Consider the following 16215-nt stretch of genomic DNA (forward strand, 5'->3'; position numbering starts at 1 on the left):
CCCTAGCGCGAGAAGGCTTCTTTATTGCCGGCATCGACGTTGAGGATGTTGCCGGTGGATTTGGCCGAAAGGTCGGAGGCGAAGAAATAGACGCCTTCGGCGATGTCTTCGGGCAGGACCGAGCGCTTGAGGAGGGAGCGTTGGCGATACATCTCTTCCAGCCCTTCCTTGTCGGTCTTGTAGGTGGCGGCGCGCTGGTCCAGCCATTCGCCCGACCAGATCTTTGACCCGCGCAAGACGGCATCGGGATTGACGACATTGACGCGGATGCCCGCTTCGGCCCCTTCGAGGGCGAGGCAGCGGGCGAGGTGGATCTCGGCCGCTTTGGCGGTGCAATAGGCGGCGGCGTTAGGGCTTGCGGCGAGACCGTTCTTGGAGGCAACGAAGATGACCGATCCGCCGATGCCTTGGCCGCGCATCAGGCGGAAGGCTTCGCGGCTGACGAGGAAGTAACCGGTGGACAAGATATCCATGTTGCGGTTCCAGAGCGCGAGGGTGGTTTCCTCGATTGGGGCGGAACTGGCGATGCCTGCGTTGGAGACGAGGATATCAAGCCCGCCAAAGGCCAGCGCTGTGGCGGTGCAGGCGGCGATGACCTGATCTTCGCTGGTCACATCCATTGCGATGGCGCGGATCACATCGGGGCCGAAATGGCGAGCCATGGCGGCGGCGGCCTCTTCGGCGGCGGTGCCGTCGATGTCGGCGAGCATCACGCAGGCACCTTCGCGCAGCAGGCGTTCTGCCGTGGCCGAGCCGATGCCACCTGCGCCTCCGGTGACAAGGGCCACGCGGCCCGCGAGCGATTTAGGTTTCGGCATGCGCTGAAGCTTGGCCTCTTCCAGAAGCCAGTATTCGATATCGAAGGCCTCTTGTTCCGGCAGGCCGCAATAGGTGGAGATGGCCGAGGCACCGCGCATCACGTTGATGGCGTTGACGTAGAATTCGCCCGAGATGCGGGCGGTGGCCTTGTCTTGCGCAAAGGTGATCATGCCCACGCCGGGGATCAGGTAGACCACGGCATTGGGGTCGCGCAGGGCCGGGGAATTGGGGTGTTTGCAGCGGTCGTAATAGGCGGCGTAATCGGCGCGGTAGTTCGCAATGGCGGTGGGCAGGCCGTTCAGCGTGGTGGCAAGATCGGGCTTGGCCGGATCGAAGGCCACGACAAGCGGTCTGATCTTGGTGCGCAGGAAGTGATCGGGGCAGGATGTGCCCAAGGGGGCTAGGCTGCCCAGCATGGCGGAGCCCACGAATTCCAAGACGGCAGGGGAATCGTCGAAATGGCCGACCTTGTGGCGATCCTGCGAGATCAGGCCGCGGATCGCGGGCATGAGGCGGGCGGCGATGGCCTGACGTTCTTCGGGTGGCAGGGTAGGGAGGGCCGCGCCACCGAAGGCTGGTTTGCCCGCCATGCGCGCTTCAAGCCATGCAGCGGCTTTGTTGATGATTTCCAGAGTGGTGAGGTAGCAGGATTTTGCGTCATCGCCCCAAGTGAACAGCCCGTGGCTTTCCAAGACGCATCCGCGCATGCCGGGGTTTTCGGCGGCCAGACGTTCCAGCCAGAGGCCGAGTTCGTAGCCCGGCCTTTTCCACGGCAGCCAGCCGATATCATCGCCGAAGATTTCGGCTGTAAGGGCCTTGGAATTGGCCGAAGCGGCAATGGCGATGATGGCGTCGGAATGGACGTGATCGACATGGCGGCGGGGCACATAGGCGTGGAGCGGGGTGTCGATGCTGGCAGCGCGCGGGTTTAGGTTGAAGGTGCAATGGGGCAGGTAGTCCACCATTTCATCTTCGTGTTCGACCCCGCGATACAGGCCTTTCAGGGCACGCAGTTTATCCATGTAAAGGGTGGAGAAGCCGTCGAGTTTCATCGACCCGATATCGCCGCCTGATCCTTTGACCCAAAGCACCTCGACCATCTGGCCGGTCAGGGGATCGGTCTGCATGACCTTGGCGCTGGTATTGCCGCCGCCGAAATTCGTGACGCGCTTGTCCGATCCCAGAAGGTTGGATCGGTAGAGAAGCTGTTCCGGCTCGCTTAGCCCTGCGGCGCGGGTGTCATCCCACAGGTTTTGCAACCGGTTGCCCGCTGCGGTCATGGCGATCCTCCCTCTGGTCTGTTGCAAATGTGCCAAGAGTGGGGGCGAAGTCAATCGTAAACGATCATCTTCAATCATGCTGCGGCGCAGAAATCTATGCTGTGATTGAAAATGATTGACAGTGAGCGAAGCCAATGGGAACGTGATCGCCGGGGAGGACGTCATGCACGAAAGCGAACGGCACCGGATCATCCTGTCAGCCATCGAGGGGCGGCCCCTTGTGACGGTTTCGGACCTAGTCACCCTGACGGGGGCGAGTGAGGCGACGATCCGGCGCGATATCGCAGCGTTGCATATGCAAAAAAAGCTGCGGCGGGTGCGGGGCGGGGCGGAATCGATCACGCCGGCGCAATTCGTCGGGATCAATGCGCGGCCCTTCAGCGTGAATGAATCGATCCGGCTGGCGGAAAAGCGGGCCATCGCGCGCGAGGCTGTGGCCTTGGTCGAGGATGGCGAGGCGATCATCATCAATGGCGGGACGACGACCTTCCAGATGGTGCATCCGCTGTCGACGAAGCGCTGTCAGGTTTTCACCAACAGCTTTCCCATCGCGGACCATCTGCTGAAGCATTCCAAGAACACGGTCCTCTTGCCAGCTGGGGCGATCTATCGTGAGCAGAACATCATCCTGTCGCCTTTCGATGAAGATGGCAGTCGCCATTTCTATGCGCGGCGGATGTTCATGGGGTGCCGGGGGCTTGGGCCGCTGGGTCTGATGGAGGGGGACCCTCTGCTGGTGCAGGCGGAGCAGAAGTTGATCGGGCAGGCGGATGAACTGGTGGTGCTTGCCGACAGCACCAAATTCGCGGCGCGGTCGAGCCTGCTTTTATGCGCGCTGAAGCGGATCAGCACGGTGATCACGGATGAGGGCATCACGGACAGGGATGCCGCGATGCTGGAGGCGGCGGATGTGCGGCTGATTGTGGCGCGCACCAATGCCGCCGAACGGTTGGAGGGACGCCAAAGCGAAGGCTGAGGCGGGGATAAAACGGCCTGTAAGGGAGGGAAACCAATGGGCATTCTGAAGAAGGCACTGACAACGGCGGCAGTCGCGACCGCCTTGATGGCGAATGCGGCGGCGGCCGAGACTGTGAAAGTGGCGCTGGTGGTCAAGGCGCTGGGCATCGGGTTCTTTGAAGCCGCTGCCAAGGGGGCCGAAGAGGCGGCGGCGGAACTTGGCGATGTGGAGATCATCTATACCGGCCCGACCGACACCACGGCGGAAGGCCAGATCGAGGTGATCAACGGGTTGATCGCGCAGGGCGTGAACGCCATTGCAGTCAGCGCCAATGACAAGGATGCGTTGGTGCCGACCCTGCAGAAGGCGATGGAGCGCGGGATCACCGTGATCAGCTGGGATTCGGGCGTGGCCCCTGAAGGGCGGCAGATGCATCTGAACCCATCGTCTAATGCGCTGATCGGGAATACGATCATCAAGCTGGCGGCCGATCACATGTCGGACGGCGGCGAAGTGGCCATCCTGTCGGCCAGCGCGACGGCGACGAACCAGAATATCTGGATCGAAGAGGCGCAGAAGGTGCTGCCGAACTATCCCGGTATCAATCTGGTCGAGGTGGTCTATGGCGATGACCTTGCCGACAAGTCCTATCGCGAGGCGCAGGGTCTGATTGCGAAATATCCGAACCTTGAGGCGATTATCGCCCCGACGACCGTGGGCATTCTGGCGGCAAGCCAAGCCGTGACGGATGCCGGGCTGATCGGCAAGGTGAATGTGACGGGTCTTGGCCTGCCGTCGGAAATGGCGGGCGCGGTGGCGTCCGGGGCGACCAAGTCCTTCGCGATCTGGAACCCGATCGATCTGGGCTATGCTGCCACGATGATCAGCTACAATCTGGTGAAGGGCAATGCGACCGCCGCGCCGGATGCCGAGATCGGCATGGGGCGGATGGGCAATGTGAAGCTTGACGCCAATAACGAAGGCGCGATGTCCGACCCGTTCACCTATGACGCGTCGAATATCGAGCAGTTCAAGTCGATCTTCTGATCCACGGCCCCCGGAGGGATGTTCGTCCGTCCGGGGGCATCTTTTTCCTGCGAGATGCGAATGCAGCCCATCCTCCGCTTGCGCGGTATTGCCAAGTCATTTCCCGGCGTGAAGGCGCTGAACGGGGTGGAGCTTGACCTGTTCCCCGGTCAGGTGACCGCGCTGGTGGGCGAGAATGGGGCGGGCAAATCGACCATCGTGAAGGTTCTGACTGGCATCTATCAACCCGATGAAGGGGTGATCGAGATGGAGGGCCGTCCGGTGCGGTTTCCGAGTGCGGATGCTGCGGCGAAGGCCGGGGTGACGGCGATCCATCAAGAGACGGTGCTGTTTGACGAATTGACGGTGGCCGAGAATATCTGGCTGGGCCATGCGCCGCGCACGCGCTGGGGCCTGATCGACCGCAAGGCGATGCGGGCGGGGGCGGTGCGGCTGTTGGAAGAGATCGGGGCGCGACTGTCGCCCGACATGCGGCTGGGCGATCTGGGGATCGCCTCGCGCCATATGGTGGCGATTGCGCGCGCCCTGTCGATCGAGGCGCGGGTGGTGGTGCTGGACGAACCCACCGCGGCGCTTTCGCATAAGGAGATTCAAGAGCTTTACGATCTGGTTGAGACGTTGAAGGCGCAGGGGAAGGCCATCCTCTTTATCAGCCACAAGTTCGACGAGATCTTCCGCATCGCGGACCGCTACACCGTTTTTCGGGACGGCCAATTCGTTGGCGCGGGCGAGATGGCGGCGGTGACCGAGGCGGAACTGGTGCAGATGATGGTGGGCCGGTCGGTGGATCAGATCTTTCCTGCCCGCATCCATTCCGTGGGCGAGCCTGTGCTGACGGTGAGCGGCTATAGCCATCCAACGGAATTTGCCGATATCGGATTTACCCTGCATCGGGGCGAGATCCTTGGGTTCTACGGTTTGGTCGGCGCGGGGCGGTCCGAGGTGATGCAGGCGCTGTTCGGGATCACGCGGCCGTCGAAGGGCGCGGTGCGGATCGCCGGGCAGGTACGGGTGATCCGGTCCACGGCCGAGGCGGTGGAGGCAGGGATCGTCTATGTCCCCGAAGATCGCGGTCGGCAGGGGGCGGTGAAGGGGTTGCCGATCTTTCAGAATGTCACGCTGCCTTCGCTGAGCGCGGTGAGCCGGGGCGGGTTCTTGCAGATGGCCGAGGAATTCGCACTGGCACGGGCCTATGTGGAACGGCTTGATCTGCGGGCGGCGGCGCTGGATCAGGATGTGGGGCTGTTGTCGGGGGGCAATCAGCAGAAAGTGGTGATCGCCAAATGGCTGGCCACCAAGCCGCAGGTGATAATCCTTGATGAGCCGACGAAGGGGATCGACATCGGGTCGAAGGCCGCCGTGCATGCCTTCATGGCGGAACTGGCGGCGCAGGGATTGGCGGTGATCATGGTGTCGTCGGAAATCCCCGAGGTGCTGGGCATGTCGGACCGCGTGATCGTGATGCGCGAGGGGCGCATCGTGGATGAGGTGACGGGAGAGCGGATGACGCCTGAGACGCTTTTGCGTGCGGCGGCGGGATTGGCGGTGGCGGCATGAGCCTGTTGCGTCACCGTGAGGTACTTCTGGCGCTGGCCATCCTTGTTGCGCTGGTTGTGATTGCGCTGCGTTTTCCTGCCTTTGTCGCGCCGGCGAGCCTTGCCAATGTGTTCAATGACACGGCGCCTTTGATGATCCTCGTGATCGGGCAGATGATCGTCATTCTGACGAAATGCATTGATTTGTCGGTGGCGGCCAATCTGGCCCTGACGGGCATGGTGGCGGCGTTGATGAATGGCGCAGGTGTGCCCTTGCCCGTGATCCTATTGGCGGTCGTCGTGATGGGGGCGGCGCTCGGGGCGATCAACGGGCTGTTGGTGTGGAAGTTGGGCATTCCGTCCATCGTGGTGACGCTGGGGACGATGACCATCTATCGCGGCGTGATCTTTCTTTTGACCGACGGCAAATGGGTCAATGCGCATGAGATGACCGATGCCTTCAAAGCGCTGCCACGGTTGGTGGTGCTGGGCCTGCCGGTGATGAGTTGGGTGGCGGTGGCGTTGATCGCGGTCTTCGCGGTGGTTCTGATCCGCACGCCTTTGGGGCGGGCCTTTTATGCGGTGGGCGGAAATCCACATGCCGCCGTCTATGCCGGGATCGATGTGGGGCGGACGCAATTCTGGGCCTTTACGCTTTCGGGGGTATTGGCGGGGATTACGGGCTATCTGTGGGTCGCACGCTATGCGGTGGCCTATGTCGATATCGCGGGCGGGTTTGAATTGGATGTGGTCGCGGCTTGCGTGATTGGCGGGGTGGCGATTGCCGGGGGGGCAGGGTCGATCTGGGGCGCGATCCTTGGGGCGCTTTTCCTTGGGGTGATCAAGAATGCGCTGCCGGTGGTGGGGATATCGCCCTTCTGGCAGATGGCGATCTCGGGCAGCGCGATCATCCTTGCCGTTGCCTTCAACGCGGCGCAGGGCCGCCCGAAGGGCCGCCTGATCCTGCGGGAGGCCGCGCGATGACGATGCAGGACCCTATGGCGCGGGCTATTCCCGATCGGCTGCAATCGCCCTTTGCACGGGCGCTGCGCAGTTGGGAGACGATCCTTCTGGTCGTGCTGCTGGCGGTTTGCCTGACCAACAGTTTTCTGTCGCCTTATTTCCTGAACGCCTGGAACCTGTCGGACGCGACCTTCAACTTCACGGAAAAGGCGCTGATCGCCTTTGCCATGGCGATGCTGATCATCGCGGGGGATATCGACCTGTCGGTGGCGTCGATCATTGCGCTCGCCTCAACGGCGATGGGGCTTGTGATGACGATGGGGGCGGGGGTGCCTGTCATCGTCCTGACGGGCATCGTGACGGGGCTGATCTGCGGGGCAATCAACGGGGTGCTGGTGGCGGGGCTGGGTCTTCCCTCCATCGTGGTGACGATCGGCACGATGAGCCTGTTCCGGGGCGTGGCCTTTGTCGTGCTGGGCGACAAGGCCTTTACCGGATACCCGAAGGAATTCGCTTATTTCGGGCAGGGCTATGTGTGGTGGGTGATCAGCTTTGAACTGGTGCTGTTTGCTGTGGCGGCGGTGATTTACTGGGCGCTTTTGCATCGCACGGGGTTTGGGCGGGCGGTCTATGCCATCGGCAACAACGCTACCGCCGCGCGGTTTTCGGGCATCCGGGTGGATCGGGTGCGGTTTGTCCTGTTCCTGCTGACGGGGATGATGAGCGGGATTGCCGCCGTCTGCCTGACCTCGCGGTTGGGATCGACGCGGCCCTCTATCGCGACGGGATGGGAGTTGGAGATCGTCACCATGGTGGTTCTGGGGGGCGTCAACATCCTTGGTGGATCGGGGCGGATCACGGGGGTGGTGTTGGCCGCGCTGATCATGGGGATGGTGACCTTTGGCTTTGGGCTTTTGAACGTGCCGGGGATCGTGATGTCGATCTTCCTTGGCCTTCTGCTGATCGGGACAATCGCGATACCCCTGCTGTTGCGGAGGAGATGATGGAGAAATACGCCTTCAAGATGCAGCTGCATCCTGGGATGGAGGAGGAGTATCGCCGCCGTCATGACGAGATTTGGCCGGAACTGGTGGATCTTTTACGCGAGGCGGGGGTACGGGATTATTCCATCCATCTGGACCGCGAGACTGGCATCCTGTTCGGCGTGTTGTGGCGGAAGAAGGATCACGGGATGGCGGCTTTGCCGACCCATCCCGTGATGCGGCGATGGTGGGCGCATATGGCCGATATCATGGTGACAAAGCCGGATAACGAACCGGTGGCGGTGCTGCTGGCTCCCGTCTTTCATATGGATTGAGCAGGGGCCATGGCGCGGATCGCCGTTCTGGATATCGGCAAGACCAATCTGAAGCTGGCGGTGGTCGATCTGACGGCGCGGGCAGAGGTGGCAGTCATCACCGCGCCGAACCGGGTGCTGCCCGGCCCGCCCTGGCCGCATTTCGATGTCGATGCGCAATGGCGGTTCCTGATCGATGGCTTGCGGCGCATGGTCGTGGCGCATGCGATTGACGGGGTCACGGTCACCACGCATGGGGCGTGCTGCGCGCTGCTGGATCGGGACGGCAACCTTGCAGCCCCGGTCTTGGATTACGAACATCCCGGCCCGGATGCCCAGGCCGCTGCCTATGATGCGCTGCGCCCGGATTTCGCGGAAACCGGATCGCCCCGGCTGCCCCTTGGGCTGAATGTCGGGGCGCAGTTGCATTACATGCTGGCGCTCGATCTGGGGCTGCAGGACCGGATCGCCCATGTGGTGACATGGCCGCAATATTGGGGGTTTCGGCTGACAGGGCGGATGGCTTGCGACCTTTCCTCGCTGGGCTGTCATACCGATCTGTGGAACCCGTCGGCGGGGCGCTGGTCCACACTTCCCGCGCGGCTGGGGCTGGAGGGGAAGATGGCCCCGCCGCAAAGGCCGGATGCGGTGCTGGGGGTTGTGAGTGGGCTGGTGCAGGCGGAAACGGGGTTGGGTCCGGTGCCGGTGCGGGTGGGGATACATGATTCCAACGCTTCGCTTCTGCCTCATCTGCTGGGTCGGCGACCGCCATTTGCGGTGGTGTCAACGGGGACATGGGTGATCTCGATGGCGGTTGGGGGGCGGCAGGTGGCGCTGGACCCGGCGCGGGATACGCTGGTCAATGTCAGTGCGGTGGGTGCGCCGGTGCCATCGGCGCGTTTCATGGGCGGGCGGGACTATGAGGTGATGCGCCCGGAGGGCGCGGTCCGGGCGGGGCCTGCTGATGCCGAACGGGTGCTGGCGGCCGGGGTGATGCTGTTGCCATCGGTGACGCCGGGGACGGGGCCTTTTCCGCAGTCGGCCGGTCGATGGACGCTGGAGCCTGCAACGCCCGAAATGCGCGAAGTGGCCTTGGGCTATTATCTGGGGCTGATGACGGCGACCTGCCTTGATCTGATTGGGGCAGAGGGGCCGGTGGTCGTGGAAGGGCCTATGGCTGCAAACCCTTGGCTGCGGGCGATGCTTGCGGCGGCGACCGGGCGCGCTGTGATGGCATCACCGGCGGTGACGGGCACTGCCATCGGGGCGGCGCTGCTGTTTCACAAGGGGGTGCTGCCCGACATGGCGGCACCTGAGCCCGAGGCGGGCGATCCGCGGCTTGCGGCCTATGCGGCGCGCTGGCGAGAGCTGGCCGGGCGGTAGGAAAGGGGGCGGCGGGCCGCCCCCCCTTTTGCCTGCTTGGCCCGACTTAGAAGAAGCCCAGCTTGTTGGGGTTGTAGCTGACCAGCATGTTCTTGGTCTGCTGATAATGGTCGAGCATCATCTTATGCGTTTCGCGCCCGATGCCCGATTGCTTGTAGCCGCCAAAGGCCGCATGGGCGGGGTAGGCGTGGTAGTTGTTCACCCAGACCCGGCCTGCCTCGATATTGCGGCCAAAGCGGTAGGCGCGGGTGCCGTCGCGGGTCCAGACACCGGCGCCTAGGCCATACATGGTGTCATTGGCGATCTGGAGGGCCTCTGCCTCGTCCTTGAAGGTGGTTACCGATACGACGGGGCCGAAGATTTCTTCCTGAAAGACGCGCATCTTGTTGTGGCCCTTCAGGATGGTGGGCTGGATGTAATAGCCGCTGGCCAGATCGCCGTTGAAGCGGGCGGCGTCTCCGCCGACCAAAACCTCGGCCCCTTCTTCGCGGCCGATGGTGAAGTAGGACATGATCTTGTCATGCTGCTGCTTTGACGCCTGCGCGCCGACCATCGTGGTCATGTCGCGCGGGTCGCCCTGCTTGATCGCCTTCACGCGGGCGATGCAGCGTTCCATGAAGCGGTCATAGATGTCTTCCTGGATCAGCGCGCGGGACGGGCAGGTGCAGACCTCACCCTGATTGAAGGCGAAGAGGACGAAGCCTTCGACGGCCTTGTCGAGGAATGCGTCATCTTCGGCCATCACGTCAGAGAAGAAGATGTTGGGCGACTTGCCACCCAGTTCCAGCGTGACGGGGATCAGGTTGACGGTCGCGGCTTCCATGATCTTGCGGCCCGTGGCGGTGGACCCTGTGAAGGCGATCTTGGCGATGCGGGTCGAGCGGGCAAGGGCATCGCCCGCCTCGGCGCCCGTGCCGTTGACGATGTTCAGCACACCCGGCGGCAGCAGATCGGCGATGAGTTCGGCCAGAACCATGATCGCGGCGGGGGTCTGTTCGGCGGGCTTCATCACGATGCAGTTGCCTGCGGCCAGGGCGGGGGCAAGTTTCCATGCCGCCATCAGGATGGAGAAGTTCCACGGGATGATCTGGCCCACGACGCCGAGCGGTTCGTGGAAGTGATAGGCGACGGTGTCATGGTCGATTTCGGACATCGTGCCTTCCTGCGCGCGCAGGACGCCCGCGAAATAGCGGAAATGGTCCACGGACAGGGGGATGTCGGCATTCACCGTTTCGCGGATCGGTTTGCCGTTGTCCCATGTCTCGGCTGTGGCGAGGAGTTCTAGGTTTGCCTCGAGCCGGTCGGCGATCTTGAGCAGCACGTTGGAGCGGTGGGCGGCGCTGGTCTTTCCCCAAGCCTCTTTCGCGGCATGGGCGGCGTCGAGGGCAAGGTTGACATCGGCCGCGTCCGAGCGGGCGACTTCGCAGACCTTGGCCCCGGTGATCGGGGTGATGTTGTCCATGTAGCGGCCCGCAACGGGGGCCACGAATTTGCCGCCGATGAAGTTGTCGTAGCGGGTTTTGAAGGGCGAGCCGATGAGGGCTTCGGGTTTGGTCATCTCGTTCATGGGGTCCTCCTCTGGACAGGGCCGCCTCCTCGCGGCCTGTGTTTAGACTGCGGAGGGTGCCTGAGTCGGTCATCCCCATGGCGGCAGGTGCCGGGGCGGACCTGTCGCAGGGTTGCGACAGGTGCGGTGGGAAAATGTGGTCAGCCGCGGTCGAGACGGCGGTGAAGCGTGGCGCGTGACAGGCCAAGGGCGCGGGCGGCGGCAGAGATATTGCCGCCGCTGCGCGCAAGGGCGCGGGCGATGACGGCGCGTTCGGCATCGGCAAAGCCGTCGGGGGCGTCGGTGCCAAGGATATCGGACAGCGGGCGTGGGGTGGCGGCAAGGTCACCTGCCAGGTTCAATTGCGCGCGCGCGGCGCGGGTTGCGCCGATGACAAGGTCTTGGGCATCCACTGCCAGCATCGCGCCAAGGGCGCGGTCGGTGCCGGGCACCATCACAAGGCGCGCGCGCGGGTAGAGGCGGGTGAAAAGATCGGCCTCGACCCGGCGTGCAGCCTCGGCCACGGTGGCGGCGATCAGGCTGCTGATGGCTTCGGGCAGGTCTGCGCGGGCGGTAGAGACATCGATCACCGCGGTCAGCGCGCCATCGGCCCCGAAGACGGGGGCAGAGGAGCAGGACAGCCCGATGTTGCGCGCAAGGAAATGCTGGTCGCGGTGGATCGTTACGGGGCGGGCTTCGGCAAGGCAGGTGCCGATGCCATTGGTCCCTGCCTGCGCTTCGGACCATGCGGTGCCTGTCCAGAGGCCAGCAGCCGTGAAGTCGCGGTCGTCTCCGGCATTGCCGCGGCGGTCCAGCGCCACGCCATCGGTATCGGCCAGAACGATACAGGCCCCAAGGCCGCCCACGGTTTGAAACAGGCGGTCAAGATGGGGGGCCGCGGTGGGCAGAAGCACCCCCGCCCGTTCCTGCGCAAGGGCGAGTTCCGCCGCGCTGAGCCGATTTTCAAGGCGCGCATCGGCAGGGTCCAGGCGGTAAAGCGTGGCAGAGCGCGCCCAAGAGGCGGCCAGAGCGGAGCGGGCGGCATGGCCCGCGCGGATGGCGGTTTCGACACGGGTCACGTGCTGACTGGCAGGCGATGGCATGGCGTCCCCCGGTGATGCGGCTGGTGCCGCCTTGGTCGGCAGGTTGGGGTGAGTGTGCGGGGAAGCGGGCCCCTTGGCAACGTGGCCAAAAGCAGCATGCCGGGGCGAGCCTTGGCGCGACGGGTTGCCAGCAGGGACCGGTTCGGGAAGTATCGGATCTTGCATCGGGGGGTTGGGTCCATGACCGCGTTGAAACTGCGCATTCTTTTCGACGGGGCGATGCTTGGGCCGGGCAAGGCCCAGCTTTTGGAACATATCCGTGAGACGGGATCGATCGCGGCGGCAGGGCGGCAGATGGATATGTCCTATCGGCGGGCGTGGCTGTTGGTTGAAGAGATGAACACGGCTTTTGTCCAACCTTTGGTGAGCAGCGCGCGGGGTGGGCCGGGGGGCGGCGGAGCGCGGTTGACCGAGACGGGCGAAGAGGTGCTGCGCCTTTATCGCGAGGTGGTGGCGCGGTCGGAACAAGCCGCGGCCCCTGCGGTGGCAGCGCTGGAGGGCATGTTGCGGGCAAAGCAGGCGAGCGAAATATTGAGCGGAAAATAACGCTTGCCTCGGATGGAATGGCTGAGTGATATGTTTTGAGGAATATATCGCTTGGAGGATAGCATGACCCGCCGTCTTGCGATTGCTACGGCCCTTGCCGGGTTCTTGGCCCAGCCCGCTGCTGCCGAAGAGGTGGTGGTTTTCGCGGCGGCCTCATTGAAAACCGCGCTGGATCAGGTGGTTGCGGATTTCGAGGCGGCGACGGGGCATGAGGTGACGGTCAGCTATGCCGGGTCCAACCAATTGGCCAAGCAGATTATGGCAGGGGCACCTGCGGATATTTTCATCTCGGCCGCCGTGAACTGGATGGATGAGGTCGAAAAGGAAGGGCTGGTCGTGGCGGGAACGCGCGCGGATCTTTTGGGCAATCAGCTGGTGCTGATCGCGCATGGCACGGAGGCCCCTGACGTGGAGATTGGGCCGGGGCTTGATCTGGCTGGGATGCTGGGGGACGAAAAGCTGTCAATGGCGATGGTGGCATCGGTGCCTGCGGGCCAGTATGGCAAGGAGGCGCTTGAAAGCCTTGGGCTTTGGCCATCGGTCGAGGGGGCGGTGGCGCAGTCGGAAAATGTGCGGGCGGCGCTGGCCCTCGTTTCAACGGGCGAGGCACCTTTTGGCATCGTTTATTCGTCAGATGCGGTGGCGGATGACAATGTGAGCGTGGTGGGCAGGTTTCCGGAAGATAGCCACGAGCCGATTGTCTATCCTGTGGCCCTGTTGACAGAGGCAGCGGATGCGGCGGACCGGGCATTCCTTGAGGCGCTTTCGCAAGAGGCTGCGGGGGCGCGTTTTTCGGCGCAGGGGTTTTTGGTCCTAAAGTGATGAATGGCGCGTCCTCTGGGGTGCGATGATGTCTTGTGATCCCCTGACGAAGGGTGGATGCTGATTTCGGTTTTTCGGACGAGTGGCACGGTTCTTGCGCAACGGCGCGTGGAGCGAAAACTTGGACGGAATTTCTCGATGACGGTGGGGCAGGGGGGCAAGGGCGGGCCGTGGCGGGCGCATCTTCCGGCGCTGGCTGCATTGATGATGCTATCGGCTTGCGGTGGGGGCGGCGGCGGGATCGACCTGTCTTCGGTCACGCGGTTCACGCTGAACCTTACGGGGCCTGCGCTGACGCAGATGCAGGCGGCGCTGGATGCAGCCTTCATCACGCCTGCCGAAATGCAGACCCCGCAATTTCAGGCCCGACTTGCGACGGTGCGGGCCGCGGCCCCCTTTGCGCAAAGCTATTCCGTGAACGGCCTGACGAACGTGAAGCCCTTGCAGGCGAGCAGGCTGGACTGGGTGCGCGCGATCGACAGGGAAAGCGGGGTGACGAATGGCGTGCCCGATACGCCGGACGGACTGCCCGACCTGACGGGGGCGGGTGTCGTTCTGGGGATGATCGACAGCCCGATCCGGTCGACCCATGAGCAATTCGCGACGCAGGCGGGCAAGCTTTTGGCCAATCCCGGTTCTGTCCATGAGGGGACCGATGAGCATGGCACTTTCGTCGCGTCGATCATGGCAGGGACGGGCGGGGTGGGTGGGACGGCCCCGGTCATGGGCTATGCGCCGGCCGCGCAGATCTACAATGGCGAGATTTCCTATCAGCCGGGAGCGACACTGAACTACACCACGCTGGGCGGCATCATGGATGGTGCGCGGGCGGCGGGCGCGGTGGCGGTGAACAACTCTTGGACCGTGTCGTCGGGGGGGGTGCCTGCAACGGTGGCCAATTCCGGCATTGGCACGATGGGGCCGAATTTCGCCACCTATCTGGCGGCCTTGCAGGCCTATACGGCCAATGGCGTGGTGGTCTTTGCCCAGTTCAATGACACGACGCAGACCAGTTCCTCTTTCATGGCGGGGCTGCCTGCCGAGGTGCCGGGGCTGGAGCAGGGCTGGTTGGCCGTCATCAACGTGGTGGCAAGCTATGATGCGGCGACGGACCGGATCACGGGTGTTGCGCGGCGCTCGCTCGGCTGTCTGGAGGCGGCGCGGTGGTGTCTGGCGGCGACGGGCTATCTGCAAGGGGCGGATATCGACAATGATACGGACTATGTGCTGGGGTCGGGGACATCCTATGCCGCGCCGCAGGTGACAGGGGCGCTGGGCCTTTTGGCGCAGGCCTTTCCGGGGTTGACGCCTGCGCAGTTGCGCAACCGTCTGCTGGCCTCGGCGGATAATTCCTTTTTCACGCCAACCCATGTGCTGGAATTCGTGCCGGGGGTGGAGCATGGGTATAACAGTGAATTCGGGCATGGTTTCCTGAATGTGCGCGATGCGCTAATCCCGATAGGGCAAAGCGTGACGGCCACTGCGGCCGGGGTGGTCATCCCGCTGGATGAGTTAACGCTGGCGGGCGGGATGCTGGCGGGGGATGCTTTGGTGCAGGGGCTGTCGGGCGTTTCGCTGGGGTTCCGCGACCAGATGGCGGGCAGTTTCGCGACCCCGATGGCGGGTTTCGTGGCGACGGCGGCACCCATCGATGTGGCCAGTGCCGCGCATATCAACTGGAGCCGGGGAGAAGGGGAGCGGCTGCTGGTCGGCCCCGATGGGGCGGAAGCCAATGGGTTGGCACGCGTGACGCTGCTGGAAGGGGATGCGGGATGGCATCTGGCAGCGCTGACGGATGGGACGGGTATCGCCTCCGGCGCGGCGCTGGGGCGCGATTGGGACACGGGATCGAGGCGGATCACGGTGGAACTGGCCGCGATGCAGGGGCGTGACGGGCTGTTCGGCATCGACCTGGGCGGGACGGACGCAGCCGAGGCTGTGAGCGCCACAGTCGGCCTGCGGCAGGACTTGGGATCGGGCATCGAATTGGCGCTGGAGGGCGAGATCGGTCAGATCGCGCCATCGGCGGGGGGGGTGGTGACGGATGTCTCAGCCCTTTCCTATGCGCGGGCCGGGGTGGAATTGGTGCAGCGGTCGCTGTGGCGGCGCGGGGATCGGCTATCGGTTTTTGTGGACACACCCTTGGGTGCAGTGGCGGGGCAGGCGGCAGTGACGCTGCCCAGCCTTGGCGCGATGCAGGCGGCGGCGGTCGCGGCGGATGGGGCCGTGCCTGCGTCGGGGTTCGAGACGGTGGCTGTCTCATTCGTGCCAGAGGCGCGCGAGGTGAACCTTGGTCTGGAATATGGCATGCCCCTGTCGGCGCAAGGCGAGATGGTTCTGGGCTGGAGCTATCGGCACAATGCGGGCCATGTGGCGGGGCAGACCGACCGCGTGGCGGCGCTGGGCTGGCGTCTGCGGTTCTGACCGGACATCCAATCGAAAGTATGGATCGGGGTCGCCTTTTGCGGGTGACCTCGTCCCTTTGATCCCTGCTGTTTCGCGGTGGACCCCAAGTTCAGGCTAACACTCTGCCCCGACGCGTCGTCCTGATGCGTGAAGGTCGCCTTGCGGATGAGCCGGGCGGTGCAGACAGGACGGAGGGATGCCATGGCAATCAAGAGCAAGGACTTGTCGGGTGATCTGCGTGCGGGCGCGGCGGGGACGCTGCGCGATGATCTGGTGGCGGCGCTGACCAAGGGCGATCTGCGGGTGAAGACGGCAGGACTGACGGCCGTGGACTCCGCCATCGTGCAGGTGCTGGTTTCGGCGCGGGCGACAGCGGCGCAGATGGACCGGAAATTGCAGATCGACCTGCCGAAGGACGGCGTGCTGGCGGCCCTGCTGGACCGACTGGCAATCGACCCCGCGCAACTGGCCTAACGGTCCGGTTGCCGGAGCGAAAACATCAGTGAGGAA

Annotated in this window: 14 protein-coding genes; 11 read left to right on the plus strand and 3 right to left on the minus strand. The window is 64.0% G+C overall.

The window, feature by feature from the left end; genetic code table 11:
* Positions 1–2: 2 nt before the first annotated feature.
* Positions 3–2099, minus strand: a complete 2097-nt coding sequence (locus QF092_RS18305; RefSeq protein ID WP_281466257.1) for a bifunctional rhamnulose-1-phosphate aldolase/short-chain dehydrogenase — start codon at positions 2097–2099, stop codon at positions 3–5.
* A 163-nt stretch (positions 2100–2262) separates the two neighbouring features.
* On the opposite strand from QF092_RS18305, the gene QF092_RS18310 reads away from it, so the two are divergent.
* From QF092_RS18310 to QF092_RS18340, 7 genes are read left to right on the plus strand one after another with little or no spacing between them, the layout of a single operon-like run.
* Positions 2263–3075 (plus strand): DeoR/GlpR family DNA-binding transcription regulator, encoded by an 813-nt coding sequence (locus QF092_RS18310; protein WP_281466258.1) that lies wholly within the window; start codon positions 2263–2265, stop codon positions 3073–3075.
* Positions 3076–3111: 36 nt separating this feature from the next.
* Positions 3112–4104: a rhamnose ABC transporter substrate-binding protein gene (gene rhaS / locus QF092_RS18315; protein ID WP_281466260.1), complete on the plus strand. Its 993-nt coding sequence runs from the start codon at positions 3112–3114 to the stop codon at positions 4102–4104.
* 54 nt (positions 4105–4158) lie between these two features.
* Positions 4159–5661, plus strand: a complete 1503-nt coding sequence (locus QF092_RS18320) for a sugar ABC transporter ATP-binding protein (protein ID WP_337250648.1) — start codon at positions 4159–4161, stop codon at positions 5659–5661.
* A complete protein-coding gene (locus tag QF092_RS18325; RefSeq protein WP_281466265.1) occupies positions 5658–6623 on the plus strand; it encodes an ABC transporter permease in 966 nt (321 codons plus the stop codon). The genes QF092_RS18320 and QF092_RS18325 overlap by 4 nt, the downstream gene beginning before the upstream one ends.
* On the plus strand, positions 6620–7606 hold the full coding sequence (locus QF092_RS18330; protein WP_420026483.1) for an ABC transporter permease: 987 nt from the start codon (positions 6620–6622) through the stop codon (positions 7604–7606). Before QF092_RS18325 ends, QF092_RS18330 begins: the two co-directional genes overlap by 4 nt.
* Positions 7606–7920 carry an L-rhamnose mutarotase gene (gene rhaM, locus QF092_RS18335; protein WP_281470097.1) on the plus strand — a complete coding sequence of 105 codons (315 nt, stop codon included), beginning with the start codon at positions 7606–7608 and terminating at the stop codon, positions 7918–7920. The genes QF092_RS18330 and rhaM overlap by 1 nt, the downstream gene beginning before the upstream one ends.
* A gap of 9 nt (positions 7921–7929) precedes the next feature.
* Positions 7930–9282 carry an FGGY-family carbohydrate kinase gene (locus QF092_RS18340; protein WP_281466267.1) on the plus strand — a complete coding sequence of 451 codons (1353 nt, stop codon included), beginning with the start codon at positions 7930–7932 and terminating at the stop codon, positions 9280–9282.
* Between the two features lie 46 nt (positions 9283–9328).
* Here QF092_RS18340 and adh read toward each other — a convergent pair whose 3' ends face one another.
* Together adh and QF092_RS18350 are read right to left on the minus strand one after the other, a co-directional pair.
* Positions 9329–10849: an aldehyde dehydrogenase gene (gene adh, locus QF092_RS18345; RefSeq protein ID WP_281466269.1), complete on the minus strand. Its 1521-nt coding sequence runs from the start codon at positions 10847–10849 to the stop codon at positions 9329–9331.
* A 140-nt stretch (positions 10850–10989) separates the two neighbouring features.
* Entirely contained in the window at positions 10990–11931 is a 942-nt protein-coding gene (locus QF092_RS18350; RefSeq protein WP_281466271.1) for a helix-turn-helix domain-containing protein, read from the minus strand.
* 180 nt (positions 11932–12111) lie between these two features.
* On the opposite strand from QF092_RS18350, the gene QF092_RS18355 reads away from it, so the two are divergent.
* The 4 genes from QF092_RS18355 (at position 12112) to QF092_RS18370 (ending at position 16179) form a co-directional block, all read left to right on the plus strand.
* The gene (locus tag QF092_RS18355; protein WP_281466273.1) at positions 12112–12477 is read left to right on the plus strand and encodes a winged helix-turn-helix domain-containing protein; all 366 of its coding nucleotides are present in this window, start codon (positions 12112–12114) and stop codon (positions 12475–12477) included.
* A gap of 63 nt (positions 12478–12540) precedes the next feature.
* On the plus strand, positions 12541–13299 hold the full coding sequence (gene modA, locus QF092_RS18360) for a molybdate ABC transporter substrate-binding protein (protein ID WP_281466275.1): 759 nt from the start codon (positions 12541–12543) through the stop codon (positions 13297–13299).
* A 108-nt stretch (positions 13300–13407) separates the two neighbouring features.
* Positions 13408–15723, plus strand: coding sequence for a S8 family peptidase (locus tag QF092_RS18365; RefSeq protein ID WP_281466277.1), 2316 nt, complete (start codon positions 13408–13410; stop codon positions 15721–15723).
* 183 nt (positions 15724–15906) lie between these two features.
* Positions 15907–16179 carry an STAS domain-containing protein gene (locus QF092_RS18370; protein WP_281466279.1) on the plus strand — a complete coding sequence of 91 codons (273 nt, stop codon included), beginning with the start codon at positions 15907–15909 and terminating at the stop codon, positions 16177–16179.
* The last annotated feature ends 36 nt before the right edge of the window (positions 16180–16215 follow it).

It is taken from the genome of Fuscovulum ytuae, assembly GCF_029953595.1.
GTDB lineage: Bacteria > Pseudomonadota > Alphaproteobacteria > Rhodobacterales > Rhodobacteraceae > Paragemmobacter > Paragemmobacter ytuae.

What these genes read in the sequence shown, in the direction of transcription:
- rhaS (WP_281466260.1), top strand. Translation starts at nt 3,112, where the DNA reads ATGGGCATTCTGAAGAAGGCACTGACAACGGCGGCAGTCGCGACCGCC.
- adh (WP_281466269.1), bottom strand. Translation starts at nt 10,849, where the DNA reads ATGAACGAGATGACCAAACCCGAAGCCCTCATCGGCTCGCCCTTCAAA.
- QF092_RS18305 (WP_281466257.1), bottom strand. Translation starts at nt 2,099, where the DNA reads ATGACCGCAGCGGGCAACCGGTTGCAAAACCTGTGGGATGACACCCGC.
- QF092_RS18325 (WP_281466265.1), top strand. Translation starts at nt 5,658, where the DNA reads ATGAGCCTGTTGCGTCACCGTGAGGTACTTCTGGCGCTGGCCATCCTT.
- QF092_RS18355 (WP_281466273.1), top strand. Translation starts at nt 12,112, where the DNA reads ATGACCGCGTTGAAACTGCGCATTCTTTTCGACGGGGCGATGCTTGGG.
- rhaM (WP_281470097.1), top strand. Translation starts at nt 7,606, where the DNA reads ATGGAGAAATACGCCTTCAAGATGCAGCTGCATCCTGGGATGGAGGAG.
- QF092_RS18350 (WP_281466271.1), bottom strand. Translation starts at nt 11,931, where the DNA reads ATGCCATCGCCTGCCAGTCAGCACGTGACCCGTGTCGAAACCGCCATC.
- QF092_RS18330 (WP_420026483.1), top strand. Translation starts at nt 6,620, where the DNA reads ATGACGATGCAGGACCCTATGGCGCGGGCTATTCCCGATCGGCTGCAA.
- modA (WP_281466275.1), top strand. Translation starts at nt 12,541, where the DNA reads ATGACCCGCCGTCTTGCGATTGCTACGGCCCTTGCCGGGTTCTTGGCC.
- QF092_RS18320 (WP_337250648.1), top strand. Translation starts at nt 4,159, where the DNA reads ATGCGAATGCAGCCCATCCTCCGCTTGCGCGGTATTGCCAAGTCATTT.
- QF092_RS18340 (WP_281466267.1), top strand. Translation starts at nt 7,930, where the DNA reads ATGGCGCGGATCGCCGTTCTGGATATCGGCAAGACCAATCTGAAGCTG.
- QF092_RS18310 (WP_281466258.1), top strand. Translation starts at nt 2,263, where the DNA reads ATGCACGAAAGCGAACGGCACCGGATCATCCTGTCAGCCATCGAGGGG.
- QF092_RS18370 (WP_281466279.1), top strand. Translation starts at nt 15,907, where the DNA reads ATGGCAATCAAGAGCAAGGACTTGTCGGGTGATCTGCGTGCGGGCGCG.